Source organism: Streptomyces sp. NPDC050388 (assembly GCF_040655635.1).
In the GTDB taxonomy this organism is placed as follows: domain Bacteria; phylum Actinomycetota; class Actinomycetes; order Streptomycetales; family Streptomycetaceae; genus Streptomyces.
The window spans coordinates 1-6,394 of the sequence record NZ_JBFAKH010000178.1 but is presented as its reverse complement, the minus strand read 5'-3'; the positions used below and the strand labels follow the sequence as shown (position 1 = coordinate 6,394).

At 71.4% G+C, this 6,394-nt stretch carries 6 protein-coding genes and 1 pseudogene; 5 read left to right on the top strand and 2 right to left on the bottom strand.

Translation table 11 applies throughout. The features are described from left to right. Positions 1–93: 93 nt before the first annotated feature. Both AB0I73_RS39865 and AB0I73_RS39860 read right to left on the bottom strand, forming a co-directional pair. Positions 94–1,575 (bottom strand): AAA family ATPase, encoded by a 1,482-nt coding sequence (locus AB0I73_RS39865; RefSeq protein ID WP_363045286.1) that lies wholly within the window; start codon positions 1,573–1,575, stop codon positions 94–96. Between the two features lie 103 nt (positions 1,576–1,678). Continuing rightward, positions 1,679–2,554: a universal stress protein gene (locus AB0I73_RS39860; RefSeq protein ID WP_363045284.1), complete on the bottom strand. Its 876-nt coding sequence runs from the start codon at positions 2,552–2,554 to the stop codon at positions 1,679–1,681. A 187-nt stretch (positions 2,555–2,741) separates the two neighbouring features. Here AB0I73_RS39860 and AB0I73_RS39855 point away from each other — a divergent pair, with 187 nt between their 5' ends. The 5 genes and pseudogenes from AB0I73_RS39855 to AB0I73_RS39835 form a co-directional block, all read left to right on the top strand. Continuing rightward, the gene (locus AB0I73_RS39855; RefSeq protein ID WP_363045285.1) at positions 2,742–3,599 is read left to right on the top strand and encodes a universal stress protein; all 858 of its coding nucleotides are present in this window, start codon (positions 2,742–2,744) and stop codon (positions 3,597–3,599) included. Between the two features lie 97 nt (positions 3,600–3,696). Beyond that, entirely contained in the window at positions 3,697–4,302 is a 606-nt protein-coding gene (locus tag AB0I73_RS39850) for a hypothetical protein (RefSeq protein ID WP_363045283.1), read from the top strand. A gap of 39 nt (positions 4,303–4,341) precedes the next feature. Continuing rightward, the gene (locus AB0I73_RS39845) at positions 4,342–5,733 is read left to right on the top strand and encodes a nicotinate phosphoribosyltransferase (RefSeq protein WP_363045282.1); all 1,392 of its coding nucleotides are present in this window, start codon (positions 4,342–4,344) and stop codon (positions 5,731–5,733) included. A gap of 12 nt (positions 5,734–5,745) precedes the next feature. Further along, positions 5,746–6,030, top strand: a complete 285-nt coding sequence (locus tag AB0I73_RS39840) for a DUF1876 domain-containing protein (RefSeq protein WP_363045281.1) — start codon at positions 5,746–5,748, stop codon at positions 6,028–6,030. Positions 6,031–6,155: 125 nt separating this feature from the next. After that, positions 6,156–6,394, top strand: a pseudogene (locus AB0I73_RS39835) (Hsp20/alpha crystallin family protein); the annotation flags it as partial.

The window sequence follows — 6,394 nt, the reverse complement described above, 5'->3', positions numbered from 1 at the left end:
CGCATGGTTGCTCCCTCCCGCGCCGTCTCCTGTCCACCGTCGCCCTCCCGGGGCTCCCCGGCAACACGGGACGCCCGCACCGCCCCGGATCCGTCAGTCCGGTTGCGCATAGGGGCGGCGGAACACCGGGGCCTGGCCGGTGCCCCACGGGCGCAGGGCTGCCAGCGCCTGGACGACCGCCGCCTCCAGGGGGCCACTGGTGTCGACCGTGACGGCCTCGGGCCACGGTGGCTCTTCGGCCGCCATGGCGGTGGCGACGGCGATGCCGGCGTCGGATGCCGATGCTCCCGGAGCGCGGGAGGCGAGGCGGGCCGCCGACACATCACCGGGGACCTGGCAGTGCAGGGCCACCAGGTCGGCGCCGGTGCGTTCGGCCGTGCGCAGGGCGGCTTCGCGTTGTCCCGCGTCGGACCACGTGGCGTCCAGGACGACGGATTCGCCGGAGGACAGCAGGGTGAAGGCACGGTCGAGCAGCGCGGCGTAGGTCCTGGCGGTCCACTCCGGTGTGTACAGGCCTTCGCCGTAGCCGGCCGCCGCGGGCTGCTCCGCCGGGATGCCGGCCAGCTCCTTGCGGAGGCGGTCGCTGCTGAGCAGGGTCACCCCCAGGCGGTCGGCCAGGGCGCCGGCGAGCGTGGATTTCCCGCTGCCCGGAAGCCCGCCCACCAGCGTCAGACCGACGGCGGAGGTGCGCAGGTGGCGCAGCGTCGCCGTGACCAGTCGCCGGGACGCCGCCTCGGCACCGGGCGTGCCCTGGCGTGACTGGATCAGGGAGACCTTGGCGCGGACGAACGCGCGGTAGGCCACGTAGTGGTGCCACAGGGACGGGGGCGCGAAGTCCCCGGAATACTCGCTGTACCGGGCGAGGAAGTGGGCCGCGGACTCCGGGGCGCCGAGCTGTTCCAGGTCCATGGCGAGGAAGGCGGCATCGTCGAGGCCGTCGACGTGGCGAAGGCGGTCGTCGAACTCCAGGCAGTCCAGGATGCGGGGGCCGTCGTCGAGGCAGAAGACGTCCTCGGCCAGCAGATCGCCGTGGCCGTCGACGATACGTCCCTGCCGGATCCGCGTGGCGAACAGGTGCTCGCGGCCGGCGAGATAGCGGCGCACCAGCCGCTCGACCTCGTCGATGCCGTCGGGCAAGGAGACGTCTTCGGCCAAGGCGTGGACCTGTGCGAAGCTCGCTTCCCACCTCGCGGACAGAGCGTCGCGGGTTCCCTGTACGTCCACTTCCGGGCTGCGGCGCGCGTCCGCGTGGCGTGCGGCGAGTTGCCGGGCCACGGCCCGCAGGACGTCGTCGACGGCGACTCCCTCTCGTACCAGCCGGGACAGACGGCGGTCCGCCGGCATGCGGCGCATCACGACGAGCGGTTCGGCCACGTCCGTGTGCGGTGTGCGGATCTCGCCCAGGCCCAGGTAGACGTCCGCGGCGAAGCGGCGGTTGAGGGCGATCTCCTGTTCGCAGGCGGCTCGACGGGCCGCCACCGTGGTGTAGTCCAGGAACTTCAGATCGACCGGTTTCTTGATCTTGTAGGCGTGATCGCCGAAGAGGAGCACGATCGCGGTGTGCGTCTCGTGCAGCTCCGCGCGCGGAAACGTCGCACCGTCGGGGCCGGAGCCCGACCGGAGTACGGACGCGTCAATCCGGTGCGCGCCTGGCCTCGCTCCCCTCGGGGCATCGGGCTCAGTCATGGGGGACGACGGCAACGGGGCAGCGTGCGTGGTGGATGGCCGCCTGGGCGACGGGGCCCAGGCGAGGTGCCGGAACGCGGCGGTGCCGGCGCCGGCCGACGACCAGCAGCCCGGCGCCCCCGGCGGACCGCAGGACCGCCCTGGCGGGACTTTCCAGCCCGATGCCGTCGGCCACCTCCACCCGCGGGAACTTCTCACGCCATGGGCGGAGGACCTGGTCCAGCTGCTTCCTCGCGTCCTGCGCGATGCCTTCGGCGACGTCGTGGTCCACCCCCCAGGGAACGTAGGCGTGCACGGGCAGACTCCGGCCGTGCACGACCCGCAGCGGCACATTCCGCGCCGAGGCCGCGGCGAAGGCGAACCCGAGCAGGTCGTCGCAGGGGCCGGGCAGCTTCAGCGCGACCACGACATCGCCCGTCCCGCCCGGTGCGGCCGGCGGCACTTCTGCGCGGGTTCCGGCGCGGACCAGGACCACCGGCCCCTCGGCCCGTGCCGCGACGGGCATGCTGATGTCCCCGAGGAAGTAGCTCTCGACGAACTCCAGCCCCCGCGAACCGAGCACGGTCATCTCGGACTCCGACGCCGCGTGCAACAGCGCGTCCTGGGCCTCGTCGGCGATCAGGTTGCCGATGATGGCGAGACCGGGATGGCGCCTTTGGAGTTCCGCCTGTGCGTTGTGCACCAGTCGCTTCGCCCAGTAGTTCTGGTCGATCTCGGAGGGCACCTTGGTGGGTTCCGGCGCGAGCATGGGCCACGCGTGCAGCAGGCGCAGCGTCAGTTTGCGGCGCTCGGCCTCGTCCGCGGCCCAGCGAGCAGCGGCAAGGCTCTCGGGCGAGCCGTCGAGACCAACGGTGATCACAGGCTCCATGGCGCCTGCCTCCGTCCCGTAAGAAACTGGACATGACGATGACCGGGGTCGCCCCTCCGGAAGCGTCGGCAGGGCGCACAGTGCCTGCCACTCATTCGAGAGTTACCGCAAACCCTTCTGCGGCGCACGCGGACCTGATGTGGGTCGGGGCTCGAAGGTGGAGTCCGGCAAGGGATGAGGTGTGGCTGTGATGCTTCCCCTGGTGGTCGGGGTCGACGGGTCGGAGTCGAGCCTGGAGGCGGTGGACTGGGCAGTTGACGAGGCGGCCCGGCACGCGGTGCCACTCCACCTGCTGCACGCGGCGGCGCCGGGCCAGGACGCCTCCGGCCTGATCACCGCCGCCTCGGAACGGATCGGAGGGGGCGCCGCCGACGTGCGGGTGTCGAGCGAGGTGCTGCGTGACGACGCGGCCTCCGCCCTGGTCGACGAGGGACACAAGGCCTTCGCGCTGGTGCTCGGGTCCAGAGGGCTCGGGGAGTTCACCGGGCTGCTCCTGGGTTCGGTCAGCCTCGCCGTGGCGGCGCGGGCGGATTGCCCGGTCATCGTCGTGCGTGGCTCACAGGAGCACCGGGCCGGCCGGTTCGGGAACGTCGTCGTGGGGGTCGAGGACGGTGAGGGAAGCGACACTGCCGTGGGGTTCGCCTTCCACGAGGCTCATGTGCGGCGCTGCGAACTCGTAGCGGTCCACGCCTGGAGTGCGCCGCTCGGCGCACTCTCCGAACCTCTCCCCGGGCCGTGGTACGCCCTCGAGGCCCACCGTCGCCCACCGGCACAGGTGCTCGACGACGCTCTGCGCAACCCTGAGAAGCAGTACCCGGAGACCAACGTGACACGCCGGGTGGTCGAGGGATCAGCACGACAGGCGCTGTTGGAGGCTGCGACGGAAGCGGATCTGCTCGTTGTCGGTGCCGGTGAACGGCATGCCCGTACCGGCCTGCAACTCGGCCTGATCAACCACGCCCTGCTCCATCACGCACCGTGTCCGGTCGCGGTCGTACCGATACGTCGGAGGAAACCGCGCCGGGAGCCGACTCGCCAGGCCTGAAGGACCGCCCATCAGGGACCTTCGGCCCGGTGACCGAGACCCGCCGCCGTCCGACGGTGGAAAGAGAAGCGACCAGCGATCCGCTGGAGGCTCGACGATGAGTACCCGACATTCACCGTACGCGTTCGGTCCGCTGCCACCGCGCGGGGATGAGGCCCTCCGAGGGCGGAACCCCCTGATCCGTACGTCGGACCGGGTCGAGTTCTGGATGCGTCGCGTGCTGGTGATCGTCCTTGTCGTCGGACTGCCGTTGGCGGGATTCGTTGCGGGCAGGGCAGCGTACGAGTCGTCGATGCGCACGGTGCAGGCCCAGTCGGCCGAGCGGCAGCAGGTCAGTGCCCGGGTGATGTCGGTCTCCGAGAATGTCGGCCAGACGGTGAAGGCGCAGGCGCAGGTCCGCTGGACCGACAGCAGGGGCATGGTGCGGACGGTGACCGCCTTCGTGAAGCCGGATACGTCCAAGGACGCCACCGTGCGGGTATGGGTGGACCGGGGCGGATTCGTCACCGGCCCGCCGCTGACCGAGCCCCAGGCCGTGACCAATGGCTGGTTCGTCGGAGGCATGGCGGTGATCAGTGTGGCGACCGGGGCCTTCGTGACGCGGGCAGGAATGCGCCACGCGCTGGACCGGAGGAGGTACGCGCAGTGGGACGCCGAGTGGGATCTGGTGGAGCCCATGTGGACCGGTCGATTCCGCCGGTGACGCTCGGGCGAACGGAACAGGACGGAGAGGGTGGCGCTGATGTCCGATGCGACGACCACCGACCTGTACGAAGTGACGATGGCCATGTCCTACCTGCGGGAGGGGATGACCGGCCCGGCGACATTCAGTCTCTTCGTCCGCGATCTGCCTGCTGAGCGGGGCTTCCTGGTCGCCGCGGGGCTGGAGTCGGCCCTGGATCACCTGTCCGGCCTGCGGGTCGGCCCGGAGGACGTCCGCGCCTTCGCCGCCGCGCTGCACCGCCCGCCGCGGGATCTGGAGCCCCTGCTCGGCCTGCGGTTCACCGGCAGCGTGCGGGCGGTACCGGAGGGTCGGGTCGTGCTCGCGGGAGAGCCCCTGCTGGAGGTGACGGCTCCGCTGCCGCAGGCCCAGTTGGCCGAGACGTACGTGCTCAATCAGCTCAGTCATCAGACGACGGTCGCCTCGAAGGCCGCGCGCTGTGTGCTCGCGGCGGCCGGGCGCCCGGTGGTGGACTTCTCCCTGCGACGGACCCACGGCCCGCAGGCCGGTTTCCAGGCCGCCCGGCTCGGCGCGATGGTCGGTTTCGCGGGGACCAGCAACGTGGCCGCGGCCACGGCCACGGGCATACCCGCCGTCGGCACGATGGCCCACTCCTTCGTGGAGGCTTTCTCGTCCGAGGAGGAGGCGTTCCGTGCGTTCGCCCGTGCCCACCCTGGCCCCGTGACCTTCCTGGTGGACACCTACGACACCGAGGCGGGCGTCCGCGTCGCGGCACGTGTGCTGAGGGATCTGAACCGCGGGCCGGGCTGCGCCGTACGCCTGGACAGCGGTGATCTGGGAGCCCTGGCCGTGCGGGCCCGGTCGATCCTCGACGAAGCGGGCCTGCCGGACGTGCAGATCACCGTCAGCGGCGGTCTCGACGAGTACGCGGTGGACGATCTGGTCCGCTCCGGGGTGCCGATCGACGTCTATGCGGTCGGCACCCGCGTCGGGGTCTCGGCCGACGCGCCGTATCTGGACTCGGCCTACAAAATGGTGGAGTACGAAGGGCGACCGGTCATGAAGCTGTCGTCGGCGAAGGTGACGGCGCCCGGGCGGAAGCAGGTGTTCCGTCGTCCCGGCTGTTCCGACGTGATCGCCCTTGCCGACGAGCGGCCACCGCACGACGGCACACCTCTGTTGGAGACGGTGATGCAACACGGACGGCGCACCGGTGGCAGGTCCGCGCTCGACGGGTGCCGGGAGAGGTTCGCCACCGACCTGGCCGCGCTGCCGCCGTCCGCCCGCCGGATCCGGGCCCCCGTAGCGCCCCGGGCGATGCCCTCCGAGCGGCTGCGCGCGCTCACCGACCGGGTCCGGCGCCGTATCGCGGAGCAGACGGGAGCACCCGCCACACGGCACGGGATGTCCGAACGAACCGCGTCCGAGCCGTACAGGCCCGTCCCGAGCTGAGGAAGAGAGCAGATGTCGCACACCCTGGAATGGAAGGCTCGCCTCTACCTCTTCGAGGAGGGGGAAACCACAAAGGCCCGCGCGGTGGTCGACACCGGGACCACGGTGCTCACCGGCCACGGCACCGCACGCCGGAATCCGGCGGACACGGACGTGCCGGAGATCGGTGACGAGCTGGCGGCGGGCCGGGCCCTGCAGGACCTGGGCCGGCAGCTGGTGGACATCGCCGAGCGTGACGTCGAGGGCACGGGCACGACGCGACCGGGCCCCCGCCCGGCAGTCGGGTGGTCCATGTGACCCGGTCCGCGCCCCGGTCGGGGACACCTTGTGAGTCGGATGCCCCCAGACCCCCGACTTCATGAGGAGCGGATCCATCTCTGCGGCCGGATGCGCTGTGGATCGAAAACCAAGGAGGATGACCGATGACGCTTCCAGCACACCGCGGCAGGGGCTCGCTCTCCGGATGGGACCCCCTCCGGGAACTCGAGGACCTGCGCACCCGCATGGAACAGCTCATGCACACCCCCTTCCCCGGCCGCGGTTTTCCCGAGGCCGGAGCCGAGGCGTGGGCGCCGTTGGCCGACGTCGAGGACACCCAGGACGCCTACCTGATGGAGCTGGAACTTCCCGGCGTGGACAAGGAGCAGATCAGCGTGGAGGT